Annotated in this window: 25 protein-coding genes; 8 read left to right on the top strand and 17 right to left on the bottom strand. The window is 73.7% G+C overall.

Annotated features, from left to right (window positions below; translation table 11 throughout):
- Nucleotides 1-27 precede the first annotated feature (27 nt).
- From IF129_RS11660 to IF129_RS11650, 3 genes are all read right to left on the bottom strand, one after another.
- Nucleotides 28-456 carry an urease subunit beta gene (locus tag IF129_RS11660; RefSeq protein WP_191209486.1) on the bottom strand — a complete coding sequence of 143 codons (429 nt, stop codon included), beginning with the start codon at nucleotides 454-456 and terminating at the stop codon, nucleotides 28-30.
- Between the two features lie 160 nt (nucleotides 457-616).
- Nucleotides 617-1,003 carry an urease subunit gamma gene (gene ureA / locus IF129_RS11655; protein ID WP_191209485.1) on the bottom strand — a complete coding sequence of 129 codons (387 nt, stop codon included), beginning with the start codon at nucleotides 1,001-1,003 and terminating at the stop codon, nucleotides 617-619.
- A gap of 649 nt (nucleotides 1,004-1,652) precedes the next feature.
- Nucleotides 1,653-2,495 (bottom strand): hypothetical protein, encoded by an 843-nt coding sequence (locus tag IF129_RS11650; RefSeq protein WP_191209484.1) that lies wholly within the window; start codon nucleotides 2,493-2,495, stop codon nucleotides 1,653-1,655.
- A gap of 189 nt (nucleotides 2,496-2,684) precedes the next feature.
- Here IF129_RS11650 and IF129_RS11645 point away from each other — a divergent pair, with 189 nt between their 5' ends.
- From IF129_RS11645 to IF129_RS11620, 6 genes are all read left to right on the top strand, one after another.
- Nucleotides 2,685-3,587, top strand: a complete 903-nt coding sequence (locus IF129_RS11645) for an A/G-specific adenine glycosylase (protein WP_191209483.1) — start codon at nucleotides 2,685-2,687, stop codon at nucleotides 3,585-3,587.
- A 241-nt stretch (nucleotides 3,588-3,828) separates the two neighbouring features.
- The gene (locus IF129_RS11640) at nucleotides 3,829-4,344 is read left to right on the top strand and encodes a SigE family RNA polymerase sigma factor (protein ID WP_191209551.1); all 516 of its coding nucleotides are present in this window, start codon (nucleotides 3,829-3,831) and stop codon (nucleotides 4,342-4,344) included.
- Nucleotides 4,284-5,048 carry a hypothetical protein gene (locus tag IF129_RS11635; RefSeq protein WP_191209482.1) on the top strand — a complete coding sequence of 255 codons (765 nt, stop codon included), beginning with the start codon at nucleotides 4,284-4,286 and terminating at the stop codon, nucleotides 5,046-5,048. Before IF129_RS11640 ends, IF129_RS11635 begins: the two co-directional genes overlap by 61 nt.
- Before the next feature lie 8 nt (nucleotides 5,049-5,056).
- Nucleotides 5,057-5,779 carry a two-component system response regulator CseB gene (gene cseB, locus IF129_RS11630; RefSeq protein ID WP_191209481.1) on the top strand — a complete coding sequence of 241 codons (723 nt, stop codon included), beginning with the start codon at nucleotides 5,057-5,059 and terminating at the stop codon, nucleotides 5,777-5,779.
- Nucleotides 5,776-7,038 carry a sensor histidine kinase gene (locus IF129_RS11625; RefSeq protein WP_191209480.1) on the top strand — a complete coding sequence of 421 codons (1,263 nt, stop codon included), beginning with the start codon at nucleotides 5,776-5,778 and terminating at the stop codon, nucleotides 7,036-7,038. Before cseB ends, IF129_RS11625 begins: the two co-directional genes overlap by 4 nt.
- Before the next feature lie 59 nt (nucleotides 7,039-7,097).
- The gene (locus tag IF129_RS11620; RefSeq protein WP_191209479.1) at nucleotides 7,098-9,665 is read left to right on the top strand and encodes an NACHT domain-containing protein; all 2,568 of its coding nucleotides are present in this window, start codon (nucleotides 7,098-7,100) and stop codon (nucleotides 9,663-9,665) included.
- Between the two features lie 77 nt (nucleotides 9,666-9,742).
- Here IF129_RS11620 and IF129_RS11615 read toward each other — a convergent pair whose 3' ends face one another.
- Nucleotides 9,743-12,262 (bottom strand): ATP-dependent Clp protease ATP-binding subunit, encoded by a 2,520-nt coding sequence (locus tag IF129_RS11615; RefSeq protein WP_191209478.1) that lies wholly within the window; start codon nucleotides 12,260-12,262, stop codon nucleotides 9,743-9,745.
- A gap of 455 nt (nucleotides 12,263-12,717) precedes the next feature.
- Here IF129_RS11615 and IF129_RS11610 point away from each other — a divergent pair, with 455 nt between their 5' ends.
- Nucleotides 12,718-13,128, top strand: coding sequence for a hypothetical protein (locus tag IF129_RS11610; protein WP_191209477.1), 411 nt, complete (start codon nucleotides 12,718-12,720; stop codon nucleotides 13,126-13,128).
- Here IF129_RS11610 and IF129_RS11605 read toward each other — a convergent pair.
- The 10 genes from IF129_RS11605 to IF129_RS11560 all read right to left on the bottom strand — a co-directional run bounded on the left by IF129_RS11605 (nucleotide 13,107) and on the right by IF129_RS11560 (nucleotide 21,318).
- Entirely contained in the window at nucleotides 13,107-13,445 is a 339-nt protein-coding gene (locus tag IF129_RS11605; RefSeq protein WP_191209476.1) for a histone-like nucleoid-structuring protein Lsr2, read from the bottom strand. The two genes, IF129_RS11610 and IF129_RS11605, sit on opposite strands and share 22 nt — an antisense overlap.
- Before the next feature lie 192 nt (nucleotides 13,446-13,637).
- Nucleotides 13,638-14,162: an amino-acid N-acetyltransferase gene (locus tag IF129_RS11600; protein WP_191209475.1), complete on the bottom strand. Its 525-nt coding sequence runs from the start codon at nucleotides 14,160-14,162 to the stop codon at nucleotides 13,638-13,640.
- 9 nt (nucleotides 14,163-14,171) lie between these two features.
- On the bottom strand, nucleotides 14,172-14,564 hold the full coding sequence (locus IF129_RS11595) for a BlaI/MecI/CopY family transcriptional regulator (RefSeq protein ID WP_191209474.1): 393 nt from the start codon (nucleotides 14,562-14,564) through the stop codon (nucleotides 14,172-14,174).
- Between the two features lie 128 nt (nucleotides 14,565-14,692).
- Nucleotides 14,693-14,872: a hypothetical protein gene (locus tag IF129_RS11590; protein ID WP_191209473.1), complete on the bottom strand. Its 180-nt coding sequence runs from the start codon at nucleotides 14,870-14,872 to the stop codon at nucleotides 14,693-14,695.
- Between the two features lie 166 nt (nucleotides 14,873-15,038).
- On the bottom strand, nucleotides 15,039-15,677 hold the full coding sequence (locus IF129_RS11585; RefSeq protein ID WP_191209472.1) for a hypothetical protein: 639 nt from the start codon (nucleotides 15,675-15,677) through the stop codon (nucleotides 15,039-15,041).
- Nucleotides 15,678-15,740: 63 nt separating this feature from the next.
- Entirely contained in the window at nucleotides 15,741-16,547 is an 807-nt protein-coding gene (locus IF129_RS11580) for a type III pantothenate kinase (RefSeq protein WP_191209471.1), read from the bottom strand.
- Between the two features lie 4 nt (nucleotides 16,548-16,551).
- Nucleotides 16,552-17,604 (bottom strand): carboxylating nicotinate-nucleotide diphosphorylase, encoded by a 1,053-nt coding sequence (gene nadC, locus IF129_RS11575; RefSeq protein ID WP_191209470.1) that lies wholly within the window; start codon nucleotides 17,602-17,604, stop codon nucleotides 16,552-16,554.
- Entirely contained in the window at nucleotides 17,601-19,361 is a 1,761-nt protein-coding gene (locus IF129_RS11570) for an L-aspartate oxidase (protein WP_191209469.1), read from the bottom strand. Before IF129_RS11570 ends, nadC begins: the two co-directional genes overlap by 4 nt.
- Complete coding sequence (gene panC, locus IF129_RS11565; protein ID WP_191209468.1) at nucleotides 19,358-20,347, bottom strand: pantoate--beta-alanine ligase; 990 nt, start codon at nucleotides 20,345-20,347, stop codon at nucleotides 19,358-19,360. Before panC ends, IF129_RS11570 begins: the two co-directional genes overlap by 4 nt.
- Nucleotides 20,344-21,318, bottom strand: coding sequence for a Rossmann-like and DUF2520 domain-containing protein (locus IF129_RS11560; RefSeq protein WP_191209467.1), 975 nt, complete (start codon nucleotides 21,316-21,318; stop codon nucleotides 20,344-20,346). The genes panC and IF129_RS11560 overlap by 4 nt, the downstream gene beginning before the upstream one ends.
- Nucleotides 21,319-21,403: 85 nt before the next feature.
- On the opposite strand from IF129_RS11560, the gene IF129_RS11555 reads away from it, so the two are divergent.
- Nucleotides 21,404-22,567, top strand: a complete 1,164-nt coding sequence (locus tag IF129_RS11555; protein WP_224754752.1) for a threonine aldolase family protein — start codon at nucleotides 21,404-21,406, stop codon at nucleotides 22,565-22,567.
- Here the strand turns inward: IF129_RS11555 and IF129_RS11550 are convergent.
- The 3 genes from IF129_RS11550 to IF129_RS11540 all read right to left on the bottom strand — a co-directional run bounded on the left by IF129_RS11550 (nucleotide 22,533) and on the right by IF129_RS11540 (nucleotide 25,557).
- Nucleotides 22,533-23,411 (bottom strand): phosphotransferase, encoded by an 879-nt coding sequence (locus tag IF129_RS11550; RefSeq protein ID WP_191209465.1) that lies wholly within the window; start codon nucleotides 23,409-23,411, stop codon nucleotides 22,533-22,535. The two genes, IF129_RS11555 and IF129_RS11550, sit on opposite strands and share 35 nt — an antisense overlap.
- Nucleotides 23,412-23,578: 167 nt before the next feature.
- Complete coding sequence (locus tag IF129_RS11545) at nucleotides 23,579-24,259, bottom strand: response regulator (protein WP_191209464.1); 681 nt, start codon at nucleotides 24,257-24,259, stop codon at nucleotides 23,579-23,581.
- 77 nt (nucleotides 24,260-24,336) lie between these two features.
- Complete coding sequence (locus IF129_RS11540; protein ID WP_191209463.1) at nucleotides 24,337-25,557, bottom strand: sensor histidine kinase; 1,221 nt, start codon at nucleotides 25,555-25,557, stop codon at nucleotides 24,337-24,339.
- Between the last annotated feature and the right edge of the window lie 98 nt (nucleotides 25,558-25,655).

Genomic DNA, 25,655 nt, shown 5'->3' with positions numbered 1-25,655 from the left:
GCTCCAGCTGGGTCTACTAGGGCGCTGTCAGTCGAGATCGGCGTCGCCGGGCTGCCTGTCCTTGCGCAGGCCCGGAACACGTCGATTCCCGCCGATCGGTACGACCTCGATCGCGTCGCTGGGCGCGTGCTCCGGGCTGAACCGCATGGAGTCCCCGGGAGCGATGTCGAGGCGGTAGCCCCAGGGGGCCACTCCCAGTGTCTTCGACCGGTCGTGCGCCAACTGGCGTGCTGCGGCGATCTGTTCAAGCCGTGAGAACCGCGGGTCTGTCAGCGCCTTCTCGGCCTCGGCGGCGGCTTCCTCGTCAGTGAAGAACAGCAAGTCCTCGTTGACGTCGGCCAGGTGGATGTGCGAACCGATCTGGATGTCCCGGTCACCGACGTTGACCACGTAGACCGTCGTCTTGCCCTCTTCGGAGTTGAGGACATGCTCCGTGGTCGGCTCGGTGACCCACACCCCGCCCACCTCGTACCGGGAGAAGTCGTGGACCTCGCCCGGATCCAGATCGGAGGGCGGCAAGCACTCGGCGGGGACGGGGCATTCGGGCCGCACGCCCGGACACACGGTCGGTGTGGACTTCGCTGCCGGCGGCTGGAAATAGGGCACAGGTTCGTCCTCAGCGGATCGGGGCGGGCGTCGGGACGGCCTTCGGGGCGCGGATCGGGTCGTAGAGGGTGACAAGCTTGCGGCCGTCGGGAAACGTCGCCTCGATCTGGAGGACGTGGAGCATCTCGGCGACGCCCTCCATGACGTCGGCCGTCGTGAGGACGCTCTCGCCCGCACCCAGGGTGTCGCCCTTCCGCTGTTCCAGGGGGACGCTGGCGTCGCTCATCATCTGGTCCACGGTGTAGTTGCCCGCCCGGGCCTCCTCGATGACCCAACAGCTGATGTAGGCCACAGCCTCGGGGTAGTTCAGCTTGACGCCACGCTCTTTGCGGTAGCTGGCGAGCATCCCCGCCACGCTCAACAGCAGCTTCTCCTGCTCCGACGGAATCAGGTGCATCCATGCTCCTCGACGGTGGTGACGGTGTCTTCGGCCCCGGGTGACCCCGGCTCGACGCAGGAGGCCGGCACACCTCCGGGCCGACGCCCGAGAGCGAGCTGGCGATGCGTACCCGGGGAGTGAGGTGGGCACGGCCTTCCCGAGTCCGGCGATGAAGGTGAGTCCGCAGCGCCAGATGGGACCACCGGTCTCGCCCGCCGAGCCACGCTGCGCCTTACGTGATCATCCTGCGGTGGGCCGGGAAGCTGCCGCACAATCCGCCCCAGACCCCTCGAACGGATGCCGGAGCGAGCGTTTGAACGAGGCCGGCGGGCACGAGAAGGGGCTTGTGAGCACTTCGTCCGCTCGGGGAGACGGCGGTGGGCCGTGGGCCCCGGGACGGCCCGAACGACGCGGAGGCAACTGCTGCCACGGGCACCCCCGAGGTCGCCGCGAACACGATCGCGCCCAGCACCTCCCGGTCAGCGTGGCAGCGCCAAAACCACCGTCCCGGTGCCGCGAAGGCGCCTCCGGCACCAGCCGCTGGAACAACCCCCCGCGACTCACCCGGCACCAGCCGCTCAACGACCCCCGCAACGAGCCACGGCCTACCGAGCCGATCGAGACCGCTTCTCGGGGCTCCGGCGCGGGCGAAGGCAGCGGCGGGCCGTCAGTCCTTGGCGAGGACGAAGGAGGTCTGGGCGGTGCCGAGGCCGGGGACGGCGATCTCGGCCAGGTAGGTGCCCGGCTCGGCCTCCGCCCGCGACTTCCCGGAGCAGCCGGGTGCGCTGCCCCGGCGGTCCCACTCGATCGTGTGGTCGACCTTCTCCCGGCCGGGCACCCGCAGTTGGGCGGCGTCGCCGGGCTCGGCGCAGTGCTCGGAGGACCAGACGGTCCCGTCGTCGGCGTCCACGACGGTGACGACGGCCTGCTCCGGGCCGACCCCCACCCGGCACGCGGAGCCCCCGGTGTTGTCCACCGTGAGGCGCAGCCGCGGACGTTCGTCGGGCGCGTAGGTGTTGCGGACGGCCACGAGGCTCAGCTTCACCTTCCCGGCGGCGCAGACGGGCAGGCCGTCGACGTCCCCGCCGCCCGAGGCGCCGGGCTCGGCGTCGCCGTTCTTGCCGTCCCCGGACGCCCCCTCGCCCCCGGAGCCCCCGGAGCCCCCGGACTCACCATCGGAGCCGTCCGAGCCGTCCGAGCCGCCGTCGCCGTCCCCGGACGTGTCGTCGTCCCCGCCGGAGCCGCCCGTGCCCGACTCGTCGCGGCCGCCGGGCCGGGAGTCGTCGAGGGACTCGGTGGCGCTGGGGCCGGGCGTGATGGAGCTGGCCGCGCCGGGCTCGTCGTCCGGACCGCCGCCGGCCTGGTTCCGGGTGTCACCACCCCCGCCGCCCAGGCTGAACATCCACCACGCGAGGAGCGAGAGCAGCGCGACCACGGACAGCGCGACCGCCCTCCGTCGCCAGTAGATGGAGGAGGGAAGCGGCCCGACCGGATTGCGCAGTGATCCCACGTCGGAAACCTTACGAGACATCAGCCGTCCGCCGGGCCGCACCCGCCGCTGGATACGTCAACTTTTCGTATCAGCGGCGCGCGGACGGCCCGTTCACGCTCCGCCGCATGCCGCAAAGGTCCGCGCGGGAGGCGGTATGACCGCGCGGCTTTCCCGCACTGGGCGGGACATGCCAGGATCGTGGACGACATGACTGCTACCACAGAGACCGAGCACAGCGCTGCCGCCCTCCATGGTCCCGTCATCGACTGGTTCGACGCGCACGCCCGGGACCTGCCCTGGCGACGTCCGGAGGCCGGTGCCTGGGGCGTCATGGTGAGCGAGTTCATGCTCCAGCAGACCCCCGTGAACCGCGTGCTGCCGGTGTACGAGCAGTGGATGGAGCGCTGGCCGCGCCCGGCGGACCTGGCGAAGGAGACGCCCGGCGAGGCCGTGCGCGCCTGGGGCCGCCTCGGCTACCCCCGCCGCGCGCTGCGGCTGCACGGAGCGGCGCTGGCCATAGCGGAACGGCACGGCGGCGACGTTCCCTCCGAGCACGCGCAGTTGCTCGCGCTGCCGGGAGTGGGCGAGTACACGGCCGCCGCCGTGGCCTCCTTCGCGTACGGGCGGCGGCACGCCGTGCTGGACACGAACGTGCGCCGCGTCTTCGCCCGCGCCCTCAGCGGCACCCAGTACCCGCCCAACGCGACGACGGCCGCCGAGCGGCGGCTGGCCCGCGCCGTGCTGCCGGAGACCGACGCGGTGGCGGCGCGCTGGGCGGCGGCGACGATGGAACTGGGCGCCCTGGTGTGCACCGCCCGCTCCCCGCGCTGCGGCGGCTGCCCGATCGCCGCGCAGTGCGCCTGGCGACTGGCCGGGTCGCCCCCGCACGAGGGCCCGCCGCGCCGGGGCCAGACGTACGCGGGAACGGACCGCCAGGTGCGCGGCCGGCTGCTCGCCGTTCTGCGGGAGGCGACCGACCCCGTCCCCCGGGCGGCACTGGACACGGTCTGGGACGACGCCGTGCAGCGGGCCCGCGCACTGGACGGACTCGTGGCGGACGGACTCGTCGAGCCGCTGCCGGGACCCGCCTACCGCCTTCCGCACGGGTAATTCCACCCCGCCTCCCGCGCGGCACGACACCGCCCGGCCGGGCTGTTACACAACCGATGGCCGGCCGTGCGGCGGCCGTGCGGTTGCGGGCACGGTGCCGCAACACCGTGTCCCTACCTTCGTGGCAGACCGGAGAACCCGCCCGGCGAGCCGGCCACGAGGAGGCGACCCAGTGACGCTGCCCCCCGAGGAGACCTGCGAATCCTCCGAGACCCCGCAGTCGTTCGAGACGTACGTGCGCATGCGGCAGGACGCCCTGCTGCGCAGCGCCCGACGCCTGGTGCCCGACCCGGTGGACGCGCAGGACCTCCTGCAGACGGCGCTCATCCGGACTCTGGGAAACTGGGACGGCATCACGGACAAGTCGCTGGCCGACGCCTACCTCCGGCGCGTCATGATCAACACGCGCACCGAGTGGTGGCGGGCGCGTCGGCTCCAGGAGGTGCCGACCGACGCGCTGCCCGAGGTGGCGAGCGAGGAGGACCGCTTCGGTCAGCACGCCGACCGGGCGCTGCTCATGGACGTCCTGTCCGTGCTCGCACCCAAGCAGCGCAGCGTGGTCGTGCTGCGGCACTGGGAGCAGATGAGCACGGAGGAGACGGCCGAGGCGCTCGGCATGTCCACCGGAACGGTGAAAAGCACGCTGCACCGCGCGCTGGCGCGGCTGCGGACGGAGCTGGAGAGCAGGGAGCGGGAGTGGCATCACGTTGGCGAGCCGGCGGCGGGCCACGGCGTGGTGGCGGCCCGGGCGGCCTGACGGCGGCCGCCTGGGCCGCCGTCACCCTGCTGCTGCTCGCGGTCGTCCTGACCGGCTGTGCGGCCGGGGACGGGGTGCGCATCGAGGAGTCGGCCTCGGCCGCGGAGGACACCCCGGCCGAGGCGAGCCCGCTGCCCGCCGCGACGCCCTCACCCGCCCGGGAGACGGAGGCCGACGCCCCGACGCCGCCGTCGCCGGGCGCGACGCGGGAGACGGACGTGCCGACGGCCGGCGCGCCCGTCTCGCCGCCCGGGGCGAGCGGCGAGGTGGAGATCGTCTCGCTGCTGCGCGCCGACCGCGCCGTGAGCCAGGCCGTCAAGCGGCGCCTGGAGCCGTGCGAGGCCGAGGAGTGGCCGATCACCTTCTCCTTCGGGGAGCTGACCGGCGGCCCGGCGGAGGACCTCGTCGTGAACGTGTCCGCCTGCGCCGACGGCAAGGGTGTCGGCTCGTACGTGTACCGGGAGGAGGCGCAGCGGTGGGTCAACGTCTTCGCCGACGAGGAACCGACGGTCTTCGCCGAGGTGGCCGAGGGCGCCCTGCGGGTGCACACGCAGATCTACCTGGACACGGACCCGACGTGCTGTCCCTCCGGTGAGGACGTCGCCACGTACGTGTGGCGGGACGACGGGTTCGCCGAGCAGGATCGCACCTACCAGGAGTACCCGACGGCCACGCAGGAGGGCCGCCCGGACGGAGAGGGCTGAGCGAGGACGTGGCGGAGACCCATGTGCTGTTCGTCGAGGACGACGACGTCATCCGTGAGGCACTGCAGCTGACGCTGGAACGCGACGGGTTCGCCGTGACGGCGGTCCCGGACGGGCTGGCGGGACTGGAGGCGTTCCGTGCGGACCGGCCGGACGTGGCGCTGCTGGACGTCATGGTGCCGGGGCTGGACGGCGTGAGCCTGTGCCGCCGCATCCGGGACGAGTCCACCGTGCCGGTCATCATGCTGTCCGCGCGGGCCGACTCGATCGACGTCGTCCTCGGGTTGGAGGCGGGAGCGGACGACTACGTCACCAAACCGTTCGACGGTGCGGTGCTCGTCGCGCGCATCCGTGCGGTGCTGCGCCGCTTCCGGCACTCCCGCGCCGTCGTCGCGGGCCCGGACGGGACGTCCGGCCCGTCCGCCGAGCCTGCGGCCGGGCCGGACGGAACGCTGCGCTTCGGTGACCTGGAGGTCGACACCGGCGGCATGGAGGTGCGGCGCGACGGGCGGCCCGTGCCGCTGACGCCGACCGAGATGCGGCTGCTGCTGGAGTTCTCGGCCGCACCGGGCACCGTGCTCTCCCGCGACCGGCTGCTGGAGCGCGTGTGGGACTACGGCTGGGGCGGCGACACCCGCGTCGTGGACGTCCACGTGCAGCGGTTGCGGGTGAAGATCGGGCAGGCCCGCATCGAGACGGTGCGCGGCTTCGGGTACAAGCTCATCCGATGAGAGCCGTGCGGTTCGGACTGCGGTGGAAGCTGAGCGGCGCCATCGCCGCCGTCAGCGCCCTCGTGGCGCTGCTGCTCAGCCTCATCGTGCACAACGCGGCCCGGGTGACGATGATCAGCAACAGCCGGGACGTGCAGGACGAACGGCTGCGCTCGGCGGAACGCATCTACGAGCTGGGCGAACGGCTCGCCCTCGGCGCGGAGCTGGACGACCCCGCGCTGCCGGAGGAGCTGCGGGAGGCGGTGCGCACCGGGGAGCGCGCCACGTTCGTCAGCGAGAACGGCGACGACGCTCCCGACGTGTGGGCGGCGACGCAACTGCCCGACGGCAGCGTCCTGTCCCTGCACGCCCGCTTCACCGACCGCTACTCCGTCCTGGCCGACCTGGACCGCACCCTCGTCGTGGGCGCGGGGACGGTCGTCGTGGGCAGCACCGCCCTCGGGGTGCTCGTCGGCGGGCAGCTCTCGCGGCGGCTGCGGAAGGCGGCGACCGCGGCGGGACGCGTCGCCGCCGGGCACGCGGACGTGCGGGTGCGGGACGCCATCGGCGGACGCGCCCCGGACGAGGCGGACGAGCTCGCCCGCGCCGTGGACGCCATGGCCGACGCCCTCCAGGCCCGGCTCGACGCCGAACGCCGCGTCACCGCCGACATCGCGCACGAGCTGCGCACCCCCGTGACCGGCCTGGTCACCGCCGCCGGGCTGCTGCCCGACGGCCGTCCCGCCGAGCTGGTGCGGGACCGCGCCCAGGTCCTGCGCACCCTCGTGGAGGACATCCTGGAGGTGGCCCGGCTGGACGGCGCGGCGGAACGGGCCGAGCTGCAGGACATCGCGCTCGGGGAGTTCGTCGCGCGACGGGTGCGCGCGCTCACCCCCGAGGCGCGGGTCGACGTCGGCGGGGACGCCATCGTCACCACCGACCCGCGCCGGCTGGAACGCGTCCTGGGCAACCTGCTGGCCAACGCCGAGCGGCACGGCGCCGGCCCCGTCGAGGTCACCGTGGAGGGTCGACGGCTGCGCGTCCGCGACCACGGCCCGGGCTTCCCCGCCGACCTGCTGGCGGAGGGGCCCAGCCGGTTCCGCACCGGCTCCACCGACCGGGCCGGGCGCGGCCACGGCCTGGGCCTGACCATCGCAGCCGGTCAGGCCCGGGTACTGGGCGCCCGGCTGACGTTCCGCAACGCCGAGCCCGGCGCCGTCGCGACGCTGCACCTCCCGGCGACGGCCCCCGTCAGCCCCGTTCCCCCCGGCGCGGGCTGAGGCACCGTCACCCCGCCCTTAGGGTGGGCGTGGACCGGTCGGCGCCTGGAGGGGGACGCGTGGAACCGTCGACGCTGGGCCTGCGGGTGGCCGCGGGCGCCGTGACACCGCTGGTGCGGAAGCTCCTCGTGCGGCGCGAGCCGGGGGCCGGGCTGGTGGAGAGGCCCGTCCGGCTGGGCGGCTGGTTCTCCTTCCGCGGTGAGAAGCGGACCCTGGACGGCGACGACCTGGCCCGGCTCGCCGCCGAGGTCGTCACCCGGTACGTGCGGGCCACCGGCCCGCACGACGCCCCCTCCGCCGAGGTGCGGCAGGAGGTCGCCGACACACTCACCCGTGCGCTGCGGCAGCTCGGCGAGCTCGACATGGACGACGTGCAGGCCGTGCGGCTCGGCCCGGAGGGGCTCGCCGACCGGGTCGTCCGGGCCGGGCAGGCCGGGCAGGCCGAGGCGCTGTCCGCCGACGCCGAGGCCCTGTTCCGGCCGCTGCTGCACGACGTGTGCCTGCACGTGCTGAACTTCTTCACCCAGCACTCGACGTTCCTGGCCCGCACCGCCGTCGAGCAGACCGCCCGGCTGGACCGGATCGCCTCCACGCTGGAGCTGCTCGCCGAGCGCGTCCCCTCCCGCACCGCCGCCGACGCGCGGTTCGAGGAGGCGTACGCCGCCCACGTCGCCCGGCGGCACAGCGAGCTGACGATCTACGGACTCGACCTCCACCACACCCGCGACTGGCCCCTGGACACCGCCTACATCTCCCTGGAGGCCGAGGCCGGCGGCGCCCCGCTCCCGGCGGAGCGCGCCCTCCAGGACGACGCCCGCGTCCTGCTGCGCGGGGCCGCCGGGTCCGGGAAGACCACGCTCCTGCAGTGGCTCACCGTGACCACCGCCCGGCAGGACCCCGAGCACCTCGCCCGGCTGCCCCACCTCGTCGGGCGGGTGCCGTTCGTGCTGCCGCTGCGGCGCGTCCTGCGGGACGGCCTGCCGCCCACCCCGGACCGCTTCCTGCACGCCGTGGGCAGCAACCTCGCCGGGGAACAGCCCGACGGCTGGGCGCTCCGGGTGCTGCGGTCCGGGCGCGGCCTGCTGCTCGTCGACGGCATCGACGAGATCCCCGAGGCCGAGCGCGGCGCCACCCGCCGCTGGCTGCGCGACCTCCTGGCGGACTTCCCGGACAACCTGTGGCTCGTCACCTCCCGGCCCTCGGCCGTCGCGAGCGACTGGCTGGCCCGGGACGGCTTCGCGGAGCTGGCCCTCTCGCCGATGGGCCGCGCCGACGTCGCCGCGTTCGTCCGACGCTGGCACGCGGCCGCCGAGGCGCCGCCGGAGTCGGCCGACGCCCTGCTGGGCCTGGTCCGCGCGAACTCCGACCTCGGCAGGCTGGCCTCCAACCCGCTGATGTGCGGGCTGTTGTGCGCCCTGCACCGGGAGCGCCACGGCTTCCTCCCGCACAGCCGCAAGGACCTCTACGAGGCGGCGCTGTCCATGCTGCTGGAGCGGCGCGACGTGGAGCGTGCCGTGCTGGACGACGCCCTGCGGCTGTCGAAGGACTCCTCCGTCGTGCTGCTGCAGAAGCTGGCCCACTGGATGCTGCGCAACAGCCGCGCCGAGATGGACCGCGCGGACGTCGTGGCGCAACTGGAACGCACCCTTCCGCAGATGGCCCACATCACCGCCGACGCGGAGGAGGTCTACCGTCATCTGCGGGACCGCTCGGGGCTGCTGCGCGAGCCGGCCACGGACCGCGTCGACTTCGTCCACCGCACGTTCCAGGACTACCTGGCGGCCAAGGCGGCCGTGGAGGAGGGCGACTTCCCCCTCCTGCTGGACAACGCGGACAAGACGCAGTGGGAGGACGTCCTGCGCATGGCCGTCGCCCACGCCCGTCCGGCCGAACGCGCCCGGCTGCTGCGCGGGCTGCTCGACGGCCCGCCGGGGGCGCGGGACGCGGACGACCAGCACTACCGGGACCTGCTCGCGGCGACGTGCCTCCAGGAGGCGACGGAACTGGACCCGGCGGTGCGGCACGAGGTGGAGCGCCGCCTGCGGTCACTCGTCCCCCCGCCCGACCGCACGGTCGCCCACTGGCTGGCCGACGGGGTCGGCAGCCCGATCGTGCTCCGGCTGCTGCCGGGCCCCGAAGGTCTGGACGACGAGACGGCCCTCAACGTCGTCATCACCGCCTCCGGCTTCACCGAGGACGCGGCGCTCCCCGTCCTGGCCCGCTACCGGGACCACCCCTCGCTGGGAGTGCGGCGGCAGCTCGCCTGGGCGTGGCACCGGTACGCGACACGGCCGTACGCGCGGGAGATCATCGCGCACCTCGCCGAGGACGACCTCTACTTCACCGCACCGAGCGGCGAGCACCTGCGGGCGCTGCGGGAGATGGGCGGCCGTGCGCGCGTCCACGTCCCCGGGGACTACGACCCGGCCGAGCTGACCGCCCTCCTCCCGCCCGAGCGCCTGACCCACCTGTGGCTGGCCGGCGGCCTCCCGGACGGGCCCGGGTGGCTGGACGCCTTCCCCCGGCTGCGCACCCTCGTACTCCCCCGCGAGTTGCCGACGCCCGTGCTGGAGCACCTGCGGCCGGGCCTCAAGGTCAAGGTCGCCCGCAACGGCACCACGCCGTGACGGACGACGGCCCCGGCACCGCGAAGGGTGCCGGGGCCGTCGTGCGGAACCGTCGTGCGGGGCCCGGAGGCGCTGCCTCAGGGTTCCTTGGTCATGTTCGGACCACCGGCGGCCTCCACGGGAGGCACGTCCGGGAGGGCCGCCTTCTCCTCGCCGCGGAAGGTGAACGCCGCGCTCTCACCCTCGCCCTCGGTGTCCACGACCACGATGTGACCGGGGCGCAGCTCGCCGAAGAGGATCTTCTCCGACAGCGTGTCCTCGATCTCCCGCTGGATCGTGCGACGCAGCGGCCGGGCGCCCATGACCGGGTCGTAGCCGCGCTTGGCCAGCAGCTGCTTGGCCTCGGCGCTGAGCTCGATGCCCATGTCGCGGTCCTTCAGGCGCTCGTCCACCTGGGCGATCATCAGATCGACGATCTCGATGATGTTCTCCTGCGTGAGCTGGTGGAAGACCACCGTGTCGTCGACGCGGTTCAGGAACTCCGGGCGGAAGTGCTGCTTCAGCTCGTCGTTGACCTTGGCCTTCATGCGCTCGTAGCCGGTCTTGACGTCGCCCTGGGCGGCGAAGCCCAGGTTGAAGCCCTTGGAGATGTCCCGGGTGCCGAGGTTCGTCGTCATGATGATGACGGTGTTCTTGAAGTCCACGACCCGGCCCTGGGAGTCGGTCAGCCGACCGTCCTCCAGGATCTGCAGCAGCGAGTTGAAGATGTCCGGGTGGGCCTTCTCGACCTCGTCGAACAGGACGACCGAGAACGGCTTGCGGCGCACCTTCTCGGTGAGCTGGCCGCCCTCCTCGTAGCCGACGTAGCCGGGGGGCGAACCGAACAGCCGGGAGACGGTGTGCTTCTCGCTGAACTCCGACATGTCGAGGGAGATCAGCGCGTCCTCGTCACCGAAGAGGAACTCCGCGAGCGTCTTGGACAGCTCCGTCTTACCGACGCCGGACGGGCCGGCGAAGATGAACGAGCCGCCGGGGCGCTTGGGGTCCTTCAGGCCCGCACGGGTGCGCCGGATCGCCTGGGAGAGCGCCTTGATGGCGTCCTCCTGGCCGATGACGCGCTTGTGCAGCTCGTCCTCCATGCGCAGCAGCCGCGAGGACTCCTCCTCGGTCAGCTTGAAGACCGGGATGCCGGTGGACGCGGCGAGGACCTCGGCGATCAGCTCCTCGTCGACCTCGGCGACGACGTCCATGTCGCCGGCCTTCCACTCCTTCTCCCGCTTGGCCTTCTGCGCGAGCAGCTGCTTCTCGCTGTCCCGCAGGTTGGCGGCCTTCTCGAAGTCCTGCGAGTCGATCGCGGACTCCTTCTCCCGGCGCACGTTCGCGATCTTCTCGTCGAACTCGCGCAGGTCCGGCGGCGCGGTCATGCGGCGGATGCGCATCCGGGAGCCGGCCTCGTCGATCAGGTCGATCGCCTTGTCCGGCAGGAAGCGGTCGGAGATGTAGCGGTCGGCCAGGGTGGCCGCGCCGACCAGGGCGGCGTCCGTGATGGAGACGCGGTGGTGCGCCTCGTAGCGGTCCCGCAGGCCCTTGAGGATCTCGATGGTGTGCGACAGCGACGGCTCGGCGACCTGGATGGGCTGGAAGCGGCGCTCCAGGGCGGCGTCCTTCTCCAGGTGCTTGCGGTACTCGTCCAGCGTCGTGGCACCGATGGTCTGGAGCTCGCCGCGGGCCAGCATCGGCTTGAGGATGCTCGCCGCGTCGATGGCGCCCTCGGCGGCACCCGCACCGACCAGCGTGTGCAGCTCGTCGATGAACAGGATGATGTCGCCCCGGGTGCGGATCTCCTTGAGGACCTTCTTCAGGCGCTCCTCGAAGTCACCCCGGTAGCGGGAGCCGGCGACCAGGGCGCCGAGGTCCAGGGTGTAGAGGTGCTTGTCCTTGAGGGTCTCGGGCACCTCCCCCTTGACGATGGCCTGCGCCAGGCCCTCGACGACGGCGGTCTTGCCGACACCGGGCTCGCCGATGAGCACCGGGTTGTTCTTCGTCCGGCGGGACAGCACCTGCATGACCCGCTCGATCTCCTTCTCGCGCCCGATGACCGGGTCGAGCTTGGATTCGCGGGCGGCCTGGGTCAGGTTGCGGCCGAACTGGTCGAGAACGAGCGAGGTCGAGGGGGTGCCCTCGGCCGGGCCGCCCGCCGTGGCCGTCTCCTTGCCGCCCGAGTAGCCGGAGAGCAGCTGGATGACCTGCTGCCGCACCCGGTTCAGGTCGGCGCCGAGCTTCACGAGGACCTGGGCGGCGACGCCCTCGCCCTCGCGGATCAGGCCGAGCAGGATGTGCTCCGTGCCGATGTAGTTGTGGCCGAGCTGAAGGGCCTCGCGGAGCGAGAGCTCCAGCACCTTCTTGGCCCGGGGGGTGAAGGGGATGTGGCCGGACGGGGCCTGCTGGCCCTGGCCGATGATCTCCTCCACCTGCTGGCGGACCGCCTCGAGCGAAATCCCGAGGCTCTCCAGTGCCTTAGCGGCGACACCCTCACCCTCGTGGATCAGGCCCAGGAGGATGTGCTCGGTGCCGATGTAGTTGTGGTTGAGCATCCGGGCTTCTTCCTGAGCCAGGACGACAACCCGCCGCGCGCGGTCGGTGAACCTCTCGAACATCGTTAATCGCTCCTCAGAGCGGTCAGTCAGTTAGGGGTAGGTCCCCTCCCTGTCCTTCCGCAGCTTAGTCCCGCAACGGGGGACCGCTCATTCCAACTGCCGACACCCGCTCCGAGTCCTACCAGTCCGTGCCACGGTGCGGGCGACACCCGTTCCAACCCGATGGTGCGAGACGATGTTCCCGCAGGCCAAGCCGATGCACCCGCATTCAGTACGCCGATGGCGAACGCCTCGTCCCCGACACGCCCGTCCCCCCGGCGCCATCGCCCCTTGCCACGCCCCCGTGACCACTGGTGATGTCCTACCCCCGGCGAGGGGCGTTCCATTCCCCCCGCGGAGGGGTCATCCGCTACGGGCGAACACGCTTGCCTCGCAGCTCGTCGCCTGCACAGCACACCCTGTGGCTGAATGTCAACAGGAAGTGACCGAATAGGATCGCCCGCCGTTGCCCCGGCATGACGACGCGACGCACCGAACCCGGGTACGACTATCTGGACCTCCCGCTCGACGCGGGGCTGGCGCTCCTGCGGCGCTCCGTACGGACCGGCCCGGTGGAATGGGACGCGGCGCGGGCACGGGTGCGGCTGCGGGTGCCGGCCGGGAGCGCGGAGGAGCTGCCGGGGCTGCTGGAATGGCTCGACTGGGGCGGCGTCCGGCTGGACCTACGCGCCGAGCCCGGCGCCCGGGCCGAGCGCTGCGGGGACACCCGGGAGCCCGACCCGGCGGGGGTGTGGCTGCGGCCCCCCGAGGGGGACCCGAGCGGCGCTGACGCCGACCTTGTGCGGCTCGTCAGCGCGGCGGCCACCGAATGCCACCGCGCCGCACTCCACCGCAGCGGCCGACGTCAGCCGTTGGCCTTTTCGTAGGCCTCACGGATCTCGGCCGGAACCCGGCCGCGGTCATTGACGTTGTAGCCGTTCTCCTTGGCCCACGCGCGGATCTTCGCGGTGTCCGGCGAGCCGCCGGACGAGGCCGCGCGGGCCTTTCCACGGCCGCCCGCGGAGGCGCGGCCCGTGCGACGACCGGCCTTGACGAATTCCGCGAGGGATTCCCGGAGCTTGTCGGCGTTCGCGGTGGTGAGATCGATCTCGTAGGACTTGCCGTCCAGCGCGAACGTCACCGTCTCGTCAGCCTCGCCGCCATCGAGGTCGTCAACAAGAAGGACCTGAACCTTCTGTGCCACCGGCTACTCCCATTCGTGCTGCCACCTGTTCGAGGACGGGCGGCGATATGCGAATACTGATATCGACAACCACAGCAAACCGCCTTTCCCCGGAAAACACAAACCCTGATCGAGGTTTGCGCACGAACGCACGACGCGAGGTCAGGACCTTTCGGACAAAGCAGCCACGGTCGTGATGCCTCCGTGACTGGATCAGAGATGGAGCAGCATCCGGCTGTTGCCCAAGGTGTTCGGCTTGACTCGCTCCAGGTCCAGGAACTCGGCCACGCCTTCGTCATACGAGCGCAGGAGCTCGCTGTACACATCGCCGTCCACGGGCGTGTCCCCGATCTCGGCGAATCCGTGCTTGACGAAGAAGTCGACTTCGAAGGTGAGGCAGAAAATTCGGCGCACCCCGAGGAACCGCCCGGTTTCCAGCAGCTTCTCCAGCAGGCGGTGACCGACGCCGGTGCCGCGCATGACCGGGTCCACGGCGAGGGTGCGGACCTCCGCCAGGTCCTCCCACATCACGTGCAGCGCTCCGCAGCCCACCACCTGCCCGTCCGCCGCCCGCTCGGCCACCCAGAACTCCTGGATGTCCTCGTAAAGGGTCACGGTCGCTTTGTTGAGGAGGATGCGGTCCCGCGAGTAGGTGTCGATGAGGCGGCGCACCGTCCGCACATCGGATGTCCGCGCCCGACGGAGCGTCACCGTGTTCCCGCTTATCTGTTCTGCCATGCCCGCACGCTATCGCTCCTCGGGACCGGTCAGCCGAACCCCATTGACCTGGACCACGCGCAGGGCGTCCCGCAACGCGCCGACCTGTTCCGGCGACATCATGCCGAAGAACGCCACGAGAGCCGCAGCCGCGTTGTCACTGGCCGACCACGCTTCGCTCATGAGTGCGGCCGAGTACGCGGCCCGGGTCGAGACGGGTTCATATCGATAGGCGCGGCCCTGCTGCTCGCGGCGGAGCCAGCCCTTCTGATGGAGGTTGTCCATTACGGTCATGACCGTCGTGTACGCGATCCGCCGTTCTCCCCGGAGATCCTCCAGGACTTCTCTGACAGTGACCGGACGGTTCCACTGCCATACCCGGGTCATGACGGCGTCTTCGAGCTCGCCCAAACGTCGTGGCACACCGGGAATGATAGGCGGCGCGGGCGTCGGGCCACGGGTGCCACGGACGCACAAAGGGTGTGTGAGGGCCGCAGGCCCTCACACACCCGGTTCTTCCGTCCGGCCTTCGGCGCCGGCCACCGCATCGGTCAGACGCGGGCCTCGCTCTCCGTGGACGCCTCGGGAGCGGCCTGGGCGTACACCGCGTCGACGGCGGCGTCCTCCTTGGCCTTGTTGGCGCCACCCTGGCTCTTGACGATGGTCACGATGAGAGCGGTGAAGGCAACGGCCATCACCGCGGAGGGAGTGAGTGCGGCAATGTAGTCCATACCCACGAGAGTAGGGCAGCCCCCCGGGCCTTCGAGGAGCACCCCGGGCATGGCCTTCGCCACGTTTTCGGCCGGGCGCCGAGGACCGCGCGGACACCGCAGCGCAGCCGCTGCCGGGGCGTCGGAGCGGCTGCGCTGCGGGCCGGTGGAGCGGTCGGGGCGCGGGCTACGCGGAGAGCAGGGCCTGCTCGGGCGGGGGCGTTCTGCGACGCGGCGGGAACACCTCGCCCGGCGTGGGGATCGGCCGCGACGGCCGCTGAGGCCCCGCCGGCCGGTCGCGCTCGGGCGCCGGCTCGTCCCGCTCCGGCCGCCGCGGCTCGCGCGGTTCCTCGGGGGCGCCGGGCTCGGCGTCCTCCTCCCCGCCCGCGCCCGAGGCGCCCAGGCCGCCGGGGAGCGCCGCGAGCGGCGTCCGGGCGGCCGGGAGGGCGGCGCGCACGAGCAGGTCCATGCGGCGGGCGGCCTCCTGCGCGCCGGTGCGCCCGGCGCACAGCCGCCGCAGGGCGGTCACGTCCTCGTCGGTCGGGGTGTAGCCCGCGTCGAGCGCGCTGCCGAGCCGGGCCAGGTAGCCCGCCGCCGCACCGGGGAGGGCGGCCCGGTAGCGGGCCACGTCGGCGAAGAGGAACCGCCGGAGCCGCGCGGCCTCGTGCGTCGCGTCGTCCACGGCCAGCGTGAGCATGAGGCACTCCCTGATCTCCTGGGCCGGGAGCGCGGCGGACTGGAGGGTGGTGGCAAGGGCACGGCGGAGCACGCGCAGCTCCTCGGCGCTGAACGCCATGCCGCCTCGGGAACCATGTGGCGTGGGCATAGTGTGACTTTAAGTGCTAAACGGACGAAATGCAGGGCGTGACGCGCCCCGCCGTGCCGCGCCTCAGAGGCGGGAGGCGTTCCGTTCGTACACCAGCCGCAGGCCGATGAGCGTGAGCCACGGCTCGTGCTCGTCGATCACGGACGACTCCCCCAGCACCATCGGCGCGAGCCCGCCCGTCGCGATGACGGTCACGTCGTCGGGGTCGCCGTCGGGACCGGCCAGCTCCCGCGCCATACGGTCCACGACCCCGTCGACCTGGCCCGCGAAGCCGTAGAGGATGCCGGACTGCATGGCCTCCACCGTGTTCTTGCCGATCACCGCGCGCGGCCGGGCCAGCTCGATCTTCCGCAGCTGGGCGCCGCGCACGCCGAGCGCCTCGACGCTGATCTCGATGCCGGGGGCGATCACGCCGCCCACGTACTCGCCGCGCGCGGAGATGGCGTCGAACGTCGTGGCCGTGCCGAAGTCGACGACGACGCAGGGCCCGCCGTACAGCTCGACGGCGCCCACCGCGTTGATGATGCGGTCCGCGCCGACCTCCTTCGGGTGGTCCATGAGGACCGGCACGCCCGTCTTGACCCCCGGCTCCACCAGGACGGCCGGGATGTCGCCGTAGTAGCGGCGGGTGACCTCGCGCAGCTCGTGCAGCACGGACGGGACGGTGGAGCAGATGGCGATGCCGTCGATGCCCTCGCCCAGCTCCACCCCGAGCAGCGGGTGCATGCCCATCAGGCCCTGGAGCAGGACGGCCAGCTCGTCGGCGGTGCGGCGGGCGTCGGTGGAGATGCGCCAGTGCTCCACGATCTCCTCGCCGTCGAACAGGCCGAGGACGGTGTGGGTGTTCCCGACGTCGATGGTCAGCAGCATGGGATCAGACCTCGTCCCGCAGGTCGAGGCCGATGTCGAGGACCGGCGCGGAGTGGGTGAGCGCGCCGACGGCCAGGTAGTCGACGCCCGTGGCGGCGTAGGAGGCGGCGTTCGCCAGGGTGAGGCGGCCCGAGGACTCCAGCACGGCCCGTCCCGCGACGAGCGCGACGGCCTCCGCCGTCTGCGCCGGGGTGAAGTTGTCCAGCAGCAGGAGGTCGGCGCCCTCGGCGAGGACGGGCTCGATCTGGTCCAGCCGGTCGACCTCGACCTCGATCGGCAGGTCGGGGAACTCCTCCCGGACGGCCTTGAACGCCGCCGCGACACCGCCCGCCGCGATGACGTGGTTGTCCTTGATCAGGGCCGCGTCGGAGAGGGAGAACCGGTGGTTGACGCCGCCGCCGCAGCGCACCGCGTACTTCTCCAGGGCGCGCAGCCCCGGCGTCGTCTTGCGGGTGTCGCGGACGCGGGTGCCGGTGCCCTCCAGGACGTCGGCCCACGCGCGGGTGGCCGTCGCGATGCCGGAGAGCCGGCCCAGGAGGTTCAGCGCGCTGCGCTCACCGGTGAGGAGGTCGCGGGTGCGGGTGCGCACGCTCAGCAGGACGGTGCCGGGCGCCACCCGCGCGCCGTCCTCCACGTGCCGCTCGACCTCGAACTCATCGGTGCACACCACCGACAGGACCGCCTCGGCGACCCGCAGCCCGGCGACCGTCCCGGCCTCGCGGGCGGTGAAGTCGCCGGTGGCCACGGCGTCCTCCGGGACGGTGGCGACGGATGTGACGTCCACGCCGTGGTCGAGGTCCTCCTCGACGGCCAGGTGCGCGACGTCCTCCACCTGGACGGGGTCGAGCCCGGCGTCGGCCAGGAGCCGCGCCAGGTCCGGGTCGAGCCCGCACTCCAGCGGGTCGAGGTCCGGGTCGTCGTCGAAGTCCGCGCTGCCGCAGCCGCAGGCGTCCCCGCAGCCGCCGCCCCCGGAGGGCGCGGTGGCGCCGGGGCCGCCGATCTGGAGCAGGGGCAGCTCCACCGGCTCGGGGCGGACGCGGTCGTCGGAGGGGGTCACGGCTTCTCCTCGGGAGCGGCGGGGGTGACCGGCGGGAAGCCGGTGGTGTCGGTCGTGCGGAGGGTGAGGGGCACGGCGTCGTGCGGCGTGGGGGCGCCCAGGGTCACGACGAGGTGGCGGGCCCACCGGGCATCGTCGCGGTCGGGGTGGTCCTCGCGCCAGTGGCAGCCGCGGGTCTCCGCCCGGCGGGCGGCGGCCGCGACGAGGACGGAGGCCACCAGGTGGAGGTTGGTGACCTCCCACGACTCGGTGGCCGGCTCGGCGGGCTTTCCGTCCCGGCCGGGTCCGGAACGGAGGGCGGCCAGCGCGGCCGCGGCCCCGGCGAGGCTCGCCGCGGAACGCAGCACGCCCGCCCCGGCGGTCATGATCCGCTGCACCTCGCCGCGCGCCTCGGCGGGCAGCAGCGGCAGCGCGGGCGGGGCGGCGGGCGCGGGGCGGGCGGGCGCGGCGCCGTCCCCGCCACGGTCCCCGGCGCGGGCGCGGATGTCCGCCGCGATGCGTTCGGCGAAGACCAGGCCCTCCAGCAGCGAGTTCGACGCCAGCCGGTTCGCGCCGTGCACCCCGGTGCAGGCGGCCTCCCCGCAGGCGTAGAGCCCGGGCACGGTGGTGCGTCCGCGCAGGTCGGTCCGGACGCCGCCGGAGGCGTAGTGGGCGGCGGGCGCGACGGGGATCGGCTCCCGGACCGGATCCAGGCCGTGCCCGCGGCAGGCCGCGAGGATGGTCGGGAAGCGCTCGGCCCACATGCGGGCGCCGAAGTGCCGGGCGTCCAGGTACATGTGGTCGGTGCCCTGCTCCTGGCAGCGCCGCATGATGCCCTTGGCCACGATGTCCCGGGGCGCCAGCTCGCCCAGCTCGTGCAGCCCGGTCATGAAGCGGACGCCGTCGGCGTCGACGAGGTGGGCGCCCTCGCCGCGCACGGCCTCGGAGATCAGCGGCTGCTGGCCCTCCGCCCCGGAGCCCAGGTAGAGCACGGTGGGGTGGAACTGGACGAACTCCAGGTCGCTGACCTCGGCCCCGGCCCGCAACGCGAGGGCGACGCCGTCGCCGGTGGAGACGGCCGGGTTGGTGGTGGCCGAGAAGACCTGGCCCATGCCGCCGGTCGCCAGCACCACGGCGGGCGCGTGGACGGCGCCCACCCCGTCGTGCTGCCCCTCGCCCATGACGTGCAGGGAGACCCCGGCGGTGCGACCGCCCGCGTCCCGGAGCAGGTCCAGGACGAGGGCGTGCTCGATGGTGCGGATGCCCGCGCTCTGCACGGCCTCCACCAGCGCACGCGAGATCTCCGCACCCGTCGCGTCGCCGCCGGCGTGGGCGATGCGGCGGCGGTGGTGACCGCCCTCGCGGGTCAGCTCGATCTCGCCGGTCGCGGTGGAGGTGTCGAAGACGGCGCCGGTGGCGATGAGCCGGCGGACGGCGTCCGGGCCCTCGGTGACGAGGGTGCGCACGGCGTCCTCGTCGCACAGCCCGGCACCCGCCGTGAGGGTGTCGGCGAGGTGCTGGGCGGGTGTGTCGCCCTCGCCGAGGGCGGCGGCGATGCCGCCCTGGGCCCAGCGGGTGGAGCCGTCGTCGAGGTCCGCCTTGGTGACGATGACGGTGGTCAGGCCCGTGGCGGCGCAGCGCAGGGCGGCGGTGAGGCCGGCCACCCCGGAGCCGACGACGACGACGTCGGCCTCGATGGCCCAGCTGGGGGTGGGGGCGTCCAGACGTATGCCGGGGACGGCGGGGGCCGGGGCAGCGTGGCCCGTCGCGGCGGTCATGCGGAGGCTCCGAACCAGAGGCGGATGTTGTCGATGAGGCGGGTGGTGCCGACGCGGGCCGCCACGGCCAGGACCGCCTCGCCCTGGAAGTCGTCGGGGACGTCGGTGAAGTCGCGGGGGTCGACGAGCGCCAGGTAGTCGACGTCCAGGCCGCGCGCCTCCTCCAGCACCGGCCGCGCGGCGGCGAGCGCCGCCGCCGGGCCGCCGGAGGCGTGGGCCAGGGCGTGCGCGTCCGCCGACGCGCGGGACTCGCCCACCTTGGCCAGCGCCGCCGCCCGCCCCTCCGGGGCACCGGACGCGGCGGCGCGCACGCGCAGGGCCGTCTCGGCGGTCAGCCGGTCCCGGGCGGCGAACAGCGCACGGGACAGGGCCAGGGCGATGTTCCGCTCGTAGCGGGACAGGTAGCGGTTGCGGCTGGAGAGGGCCAGCCCGTCCGGCTCCCGGACCGTGGGGACGCCGACGACCTCCACGGGGAAGTTCAGGTCCCGCACCATGCGGGTGATGAGCGCGAGCTGCTGGGCGTCCTTCTCCCCGTAGAACGCGACGTCGGGAGCGGTCAGGTGCAGCAGCTTGGCGACGACGGTCAGCATGCCGTCGAAGTGGCCCGGCCGGTGCTCGCCCTCCAGCCGCCCGCCCATCGGCCCGGCCGTGACGCGCACCTCCGGCTCACCCCCCGGATAGACCTCGTCGGCGGGCGGCGCGAACACGACGTCGGCCCCCGCCCCCGCCGCCACCGCGAGGTCGGCGTCCAGGGTGCGCGGATAGCGGTCCAGGTCCTCACCGGCCCCGAACTGCAACGGGTTCACGAAGACGGTCACCACCACCTGGCCCCCGGGCCCCACGGCGGCGCGGGCGGCACGGACCAGCTCCGCGTGGCCCTCGTGCAGGGCGCCCATCGTCATCACCACGCCCCGTCGCCGCCCCCGGTCGGGACGCAGGGCCCGCAGCTCGGCGGCCGTGCGCAGCAGGGCGGGCGCGGCCGTCATGAACGGGCTCCGTCCGAGAGGACCGCCAGCAGGTCCTCCGCCAGCTCCGGCTTGAGCAGCCCGTGCTCCAGGGCCCGGTCCGCCGTGGTGCGGGCCATGGCGAGGTAGCCGGGAACGGCCGCCGGCGCGTGCCGGCGCAGCTCGGCGATGTGCGCCGAGACGGTCCCCGCGTCGCCGCGTGCCACGGGCCCGGTCAGCGCGGCGTCGCCGGAGCGCAGCGCGTTGTCCAGGGCGGCGCCCAGCAGCGGGCCCAGCATGCGGTCGGGTGCGGCGACACCGGCCGTGCGCAGCAGGTCCTGCGCCTGCGCGACGAGCGTGACCAGGTGGTTCGCGCCGAGGGCGAGCGCCGCGTGGTAGAGGGGACGGCTCTCCTCGGCGATCCACTCCGGCTCCCCGCCCATCTCGATGACGAGCGCCTCGGCCGCGAGCCGCAGCTCCTCGGGGGCCGTCACGCCGAAGACGCAGCCCGCGAGGCGCTGGACGTCGACGCCGGTGCCGGTGAACGTCATCACCGGGTGCAGCGCGAGCGGCAGGGCACCCGCGCGCAGCGCCGGATCCAGCACGGAGATCCCGTACCGGCCCGAGCTGTGCGCGATCAGCTGGCCCGGCCGGACGGCGCCCGTCTCGGCGAGGCCGGACACGAGAGCGGGCAGCGCGTCGTCGGGCACGGTCAGCAGCACCAGCTCGGAGCGCGCCAGCACCTCGGCCGGCTCCACCAGCGGCACCCCGGGCAGGAGCTCCGCCGCCCGCTGCCGGGACGCGTCGGAGACGCCGGACGCGGCCACCGTGCGGTGCCCGGCCAGACCGAGTGCCGCCGCCAGGGCGGGGCCGACCCGGCCGGCGCCCACCACGCCGACGGCCAGCCGCGCGGGCCGCTCGTGGGCGTGCCGGGCGGGTTCGTGTGCGTTCACGGATCGAAGCCTTCCGTTCCAGTCCGCTGTTCTTGTCGGTACCGGACGTCGGGGCCCCATGCTACTTGGGTACCGCCACCGTGGTCGTGCGGTCGATCGGCCCGCACGACCACGGTGCGGAGACACGACGGCCGGAGGGGACACGATGGGTGAGGATGCGGGCATGACGGGCGAGGGCGAAGAGGCCGGCGGCGTCCCCCGGGAGCGGCTGCTCGCCGCGCTGCGCGGCGCGGAGCGGAAGCTGTGGTCGGGGCCGCTGCGGTCCGTCGGCGAGCGCCTCGCGGACGTCGCGGACGCCGCCGCCGCGGACCTCGACGGGTGGCCGGACTTCTACGGGGACGGCGTCGTGGAGCGGCTGGAGGAGCGGACCGCCGAGCTGCTGGACCTCCCGGCCGCCGTGTGGTTCCCCACCGGGACGATGGCCCAGCAGGCCGCCCTGCGCTGCTGGGCGGCCCGCACCGGCGACCCTCGGGTGGCCCTGCACGCCGACTCCCACCCGGTGCGGCACGAACGGGAGGCGCTGGAACGCGTCGCGGGCCTGCGTCCGGTACGGATGGGCACCGAGCACACGCCCGTCACCGCCGAGGACGTCCGCGCCCTCGACGAGCCGGTCGGCACCGTCATGCTGGAACTGCCGCTGCGGGACGCCGGTTTCGTCCTGCCCACCTGGGAGGAGCTGACGCGGACGGTGGCGGCGGCCCGCGAACGGGACGCGGTCGTCCACCTCGACGGGGCGCGGCTGTGGGAGTGCACGACGTGGTTCGACCGTCCGCTGCCCGACATCGCCGGGCTCGCGGACTCCGTCTACGTCTCTTTCTACAAGTCGCTGGGCGGGCTGTCCGGCGCCGCGCTGGCCGGTCCGGCGGAGCTGGCCGACGAGGCCCGGGTGTGGCGGCACCGGTACGGCGGCTCGGTCTTCCAGCAGTGGCCCGCCGCGCTGACGGCGCTGCGGGGGCTGGAGCGGGAGCTGCCCCGGCTGCCGTCGTACGTGGCCCGCGCCCGGCTCGTCGCGGCGGCGCTGCGGTCCGGCTTCGCGGCGGCGGAGGTGCCGTGGGCGCGGGTGCAGCCGCAGGAGCCGCACACCCACCAGTTCCACGTGTGGCTCGCGGGCGACGCGGAGGCGCTGACGCTGGCCTCGCTGCGGCAGGCCGAGGAGACCGGGACCGCGCTGTTCGGCCGCTGGACGGCGGCGGGGGCGCCGGGGCTGGCCCTCACGGAGGTCACCGTCGACGCGGCGGGCCTCGACTGGAGCGCCGCCGACGTCCACACGGCACTCACGTCGTTCCTGACGTACGCCCGGTCCCGGTAGGGTCCTGGCCTCGCCGACCACGGATTCTCTCTTCGAGGAGCCCGGACACCCGGGCGAACCCGAGCAGCTCCTGATCAGCGGGCGTACCGTCGGGGCCGGCCAGGATCCCGAGGGCGACCAGGCGGAAGATCAGCGCCCGCACGAGCGTCTGCGCGCTCTCGACGCCGGGGGGCAGCGAGTCCGCCAGGGACGGTCCGGCCCCGTGGTGGAGCAGGCCGTCGATCACCACGATGGCATCTGCGTAGGCGACCGGCCGCCAGTAGGGGGAGAAGTCGATGATCGCGGGAGCATGGCCGGGAGCGAAGAGAACGTTTCCCGTCAGATCACCGTGAACGAGCTGATCAGGCATGGCGACGGGTTCGCGGAGCGCCAGCAGTCGGGCGACCGGCCGCCGCACGGACGCCGGTACCTCCGCGGTCGAGTCGCCCCAGGCCACGCGGTCGGCCACCGCCCACGGATGCCGGTACACGTCCAACCGCTCGGGACGCGGCTCGTCCCGCAGAGCCTGGTGGAAGTCCCTCGCGGCGGTGAACAGAGAGTCCCATCTGCCGACAGGTCCCGGCTCGCCCGTCAGGAACCGCGTGGCAGCCCACCCGTCGACGACATGCCCTCCGGTCACGGAGGGCAGGAACTGTGGGACCCGGAACGCCTTCCTGCCCTGGAGGCCGTTCATCAACCGCGCGGTCCACTCCACGTCCGCACGGTCGCCGACCGGCTTCAGCACGGCGTCACCCACACGGACGCTCTGCCCCTGGCCTCCGTCCAGCGGTCGGGGCCGGCCCGTGAGCCGGAACGCCCGCAGCACGGACAGCGGCGGGAGGGCGGCGTGGGGCGCACGGGTCATGCCCGCATCGTTCCGGACGGACGCCGCCTCGCGCATCCGTGTTTCCCGCGAGCCTGCCCGCGTCGCGCGCACCCGTACGGGTCCACGGTGGTCGGAGCGATCCGCCGGAGGCTGGGTGCCGCGTCGAGCCGACCCGGTCCCGAGCCGGAGGCGTGCCCGCTGAGCGGTCAGCCGCGGCCGGCGCGGACGAGGCCGGTCTCGTAGGCCAGGACGACCGCCTGGACGCGGTCGCGCAGGCCGAGCTTGGTGAGGATGCGGCCGACGTGCGTCTTGACCGTCGCCTCCGACAGGACGAGGTGGGCGGCGATCTCCCCGTTGGACATGCCCTGCGCGACGAGCAGCAGCACCTCGCGCTCCCGGTCGGTGAGGCGGGCCAGCTCGCGGTGCTCGGCGGCGTCCGCCGTGCCGGGGAGCATCGGGGAGAAGCGGTCGATCAGCCGCCGGGTGGTGGACGGCGCCACGACGGCGTCGCCGCTGTGCACGGCCCGGATGGCGTTGAGCAGCTCGCCGGGCGGCACGTCCTTCAGCAGGAAGCCGCTCGCACCGGCCTTGAGGGCGGCGAAGGCGTACTCGTCGAGGTCGAAGGTGGTGAGGATGAGCACCTTCGGGCCGCCCGGACCGCCCTCGCCCTCCTGGCAGATGCGCCGGGTGGCCTCGACGCCGTCCATCACCGGCATGCGGATGTCCATGAGGACGACGTCCACGTGGATGGCGCGCAGGGCGGCCAGGGCCTCGGCGCCGTCGCCCGCCTCGGCGGCGACCTCCATGTCGGGCTGGGCGGCCAGCACCATGCGGAAGCCGGTGCGGAGCAGCGCCTGGTCGTCGACGAGCATCACGCGGACGGTCATGGGTGGGTCCTCTTCTCAGCGGGGTCTGGGCGGTCTCGGCGGTCTCGGCGGGCGGGGCGGCGGCTTGAGGGGTGGCGTCAGGTCCGTCCGGCCAGCGGCAGCCGGGCGTGGATGCGGAAGCCGCCGCCGGGGCGGGGGCCGGCCTCCAGCCGGCCGCCGACCATGCCGACGCGTTCGCGCATGCCGATCAGCCCGTGCCCGAGGCCGTCCGCGCCGCCCTCCTCGTACAGCTCCGCCTGGGAGCCGCGCCCGTCGTCCTCGGCCAGCAGGCTCAGCTCGTCGGTGCCGTAGGTGAGGCGGACGGTCGCCCCCACGTCGGGTCCGCCGTGCTTGCGCGTGTTGGTGAGCGCCTCCTGCACGATGCGGTACGCCGTCAGCTCGACGCCGCTGGGCAGCGGGCGGGGGGAGCCGTCGACCCGGAAGTCAACGGTGAGGCCCGTGCCGCGCACCTGCTCGACGAGCTCGGTGAGCTGGTCGACGCCGGGCTGCGGCACGTACTCGCCCGCCTCACCGTCCTCGCTGGTGCGCAGGACGCCCAGCAGCCGTCGCATCTCGGCGAGTGCCTGGCGCCCGGTGCCGGAGATGGTCTCCAGGGCCTGCCGGGTCTGCTCGGGCGCGGTTTCCAGGACGTAGGCGCCGCCGTCGGCCTGCACCACCATGACCGACACGTTGTGCGCGACGACGTCGTGCAGCTCCCGGGCGATGCGGGCGCGCTCGGCGGCCACGGCGACCTTGGCCTGCGCCTCCCGCTCCCGCTCCAGCCGGGCGGCGCGCTCCTCCAGCTGCACGTAGTAGGCGCGGCGGGTGCGCAGCGAGTCGCCCAGCACCCAGGCCAGCAGGAAGCAGACGGTCAGGAAGACCAGGCCGGCGATGGTGCTGAGCGAGCTGCCCTCGCCGGCGAAGAAGCGGAGGGCGGCGAGGGTGGGGGCGACGAAGGCCCCGCCGAGCGCCAGCAGCGAGGCCCAGCGCACCGGCCCGGAGGCGACGGTGAAGACGATCACCAGCATCGCGAAGTCCGGTGGCACGGCGAAGACGTCGGTGACGAGCTGGGCGACGCCCGCGAGGGCGGCGAGCAGCAGCATCTGCTGCGGGCAGCGGCGGCGCAGCCAGACGACGACGGCGAGCGCGAGGGTGACCGGGATCGCGGCGAGGACCTGCCATTCGGCGAGCGCGCCGCCGTGGTTCGCGGCGGACGCCTCGGCGACGAGCCACACGGCGGACATCATGAGCAGGCAGACGGCCCAGAAGCCGTCCACCCACATGGGATGTCTGCGGAGGAACTCGTAGAGCCGGTGCACGTCACCCAGCGTAAACAGCCCGAACGGCCGACGGGTCAACCGGAGGATCGATCCCTGCTACGTTCAACTACTTCCCAGGGTGGATACGGGACGGCCCC

The organism is Streptomyces chumphonensis (genome assembly GCF_014779715.1).
Taxonomy (GTDB): domain Bacteria; phylum Actinomycetota; class Actinomycetes; order Streptomycetales; family Streptomycetaceae; genus Streptomyces; species Streptomyces chumphonensis.
Note: the sequence above shows the minus strand (reverse complement) of the source record. Positions and strands in the feature narration are given on the sequence as shown.

What these genes read in the sequence shown, in the direction of transcription:
- IF129_RS11625 (WP_191209480.1), top strand. Translation starts at nt 5,776, where the DNA reads ATGAGAGCCGTGCGGTTCGGACTGCGGTGGAAGCTGAGCGGCGCCATC.
- IF129_RS11600 (WP_191209475.1), bottom strand. Translation starts at nt 14,162, where the DNA reads ATGGCAGAACAGATAAGCGGGAACACGGTGACGCTCCGTCGGGCGCGG.
- IF129_RS11640 (WP_191209551.1), top strand. Translation starts at nt 3,829, where the DNA reads ATGCGGCAGGACGCCCTGCTGCGCAGCGCCCGACGCCTGGTGCCCGAC.
- IF129_RS11610 (WP_191209477.1), top strand. Translation starts at nt 12,718, where the DNA reads ATGACGACGCGACGCACCGAACCCGGGTACGACTATCTGGACCTCCCG.
- IF129_RS11555 (WP_224754752.1), top strand. Translation starts at nt 21,404, where the DNA reads ATGGGTGAGGATGCGGGCATGACGGGCGAGGGCGAAGAGGCCGGCGGC.
- panC (WP_191209468.1), bottom strand. Translation starts at nt 20,347, where the DNA reads ATGACGGCCGCGCCCGCCCTGCTGCGCACGGCCGCCGAGCTGCGGGCC.
- IF129_RS11615 (WP_191209478.1), bottom strand. Translation starts at nt 12,262, where the DNA reads ATGTTCGAGAGGTTCACCGACCGCGCGCGGCGGGTTGTCGTCCTGGCT.
- IF129_RS11580 (WP_191209471.1), bottom strand. Translation starts at nt 16,547, where the DNA reads ATGCTGCTGACCATCGACGTCGGGAACACCCACACCGTCCTCGGCCTG.
- IF129_RS11570 (WP_191209469.1), bottom strand. Translation starts at nt 19,361, where the DNA reads ATGACCGCCGCGACGGGCCACGCTGCCCCGGCCCCCGCCGTCCCCGGC.
- IF129_RS11645 (WP_191209483.1), top strand. Translation starts at nt 2,685, where the DNA reads ATGACTGCTACCACAGAGACCGAGCACAGCGCTGCCGCCCTCCATGGT.
- IF129_RS11590 (WP_191209473.1), bottom strand. Translation starts at nt 14,872, where the DNA reads ATGGACTACATTGCCGCACTCACTCCCTCCGCGGTGATGGCCGTTGCC.
- IF129_RS11560 (WP_191209467.1), bottom strand. Translation starts at nt 21,318, where the DNA reads ATGGGGCCCCGACGTCCGGTACCGACAAGAACAGCGGACTGGAACGGA.
- IF129_RS11550 (WP_191209465.1), bottom strand. Translation starts at nt 23,411, where the DNA reads ATGACCCGTGCGCCCCACGCCGCCCTCCCGCCGCTGTCCGTGCTGCGG.
- IF129_RS11585 (WP_191209472.1), bottom strand. Translation starts at nt 15,677, where the DNA reads ATGCCCACGCCACATGGTTCCCGAGGCGGCATGGCGTTCAGCGCCGAG.
- IF129_RS11545 (WP_191209464.1), bottom strand. Translation starts at nt 24,259, where the DNA reads ATGACCGTCCGCGTGATGCTCGTCGACGACCAGGCGCTGCTCCGCACC.
- ureA (WP_191209485.1), bottom strand. Translation starts at nt 1,003, where the DNA reads ATGCACCTGATTCCGTCGGAGCAGGAGAAGCTGCTGTTGAGCGTGGCG.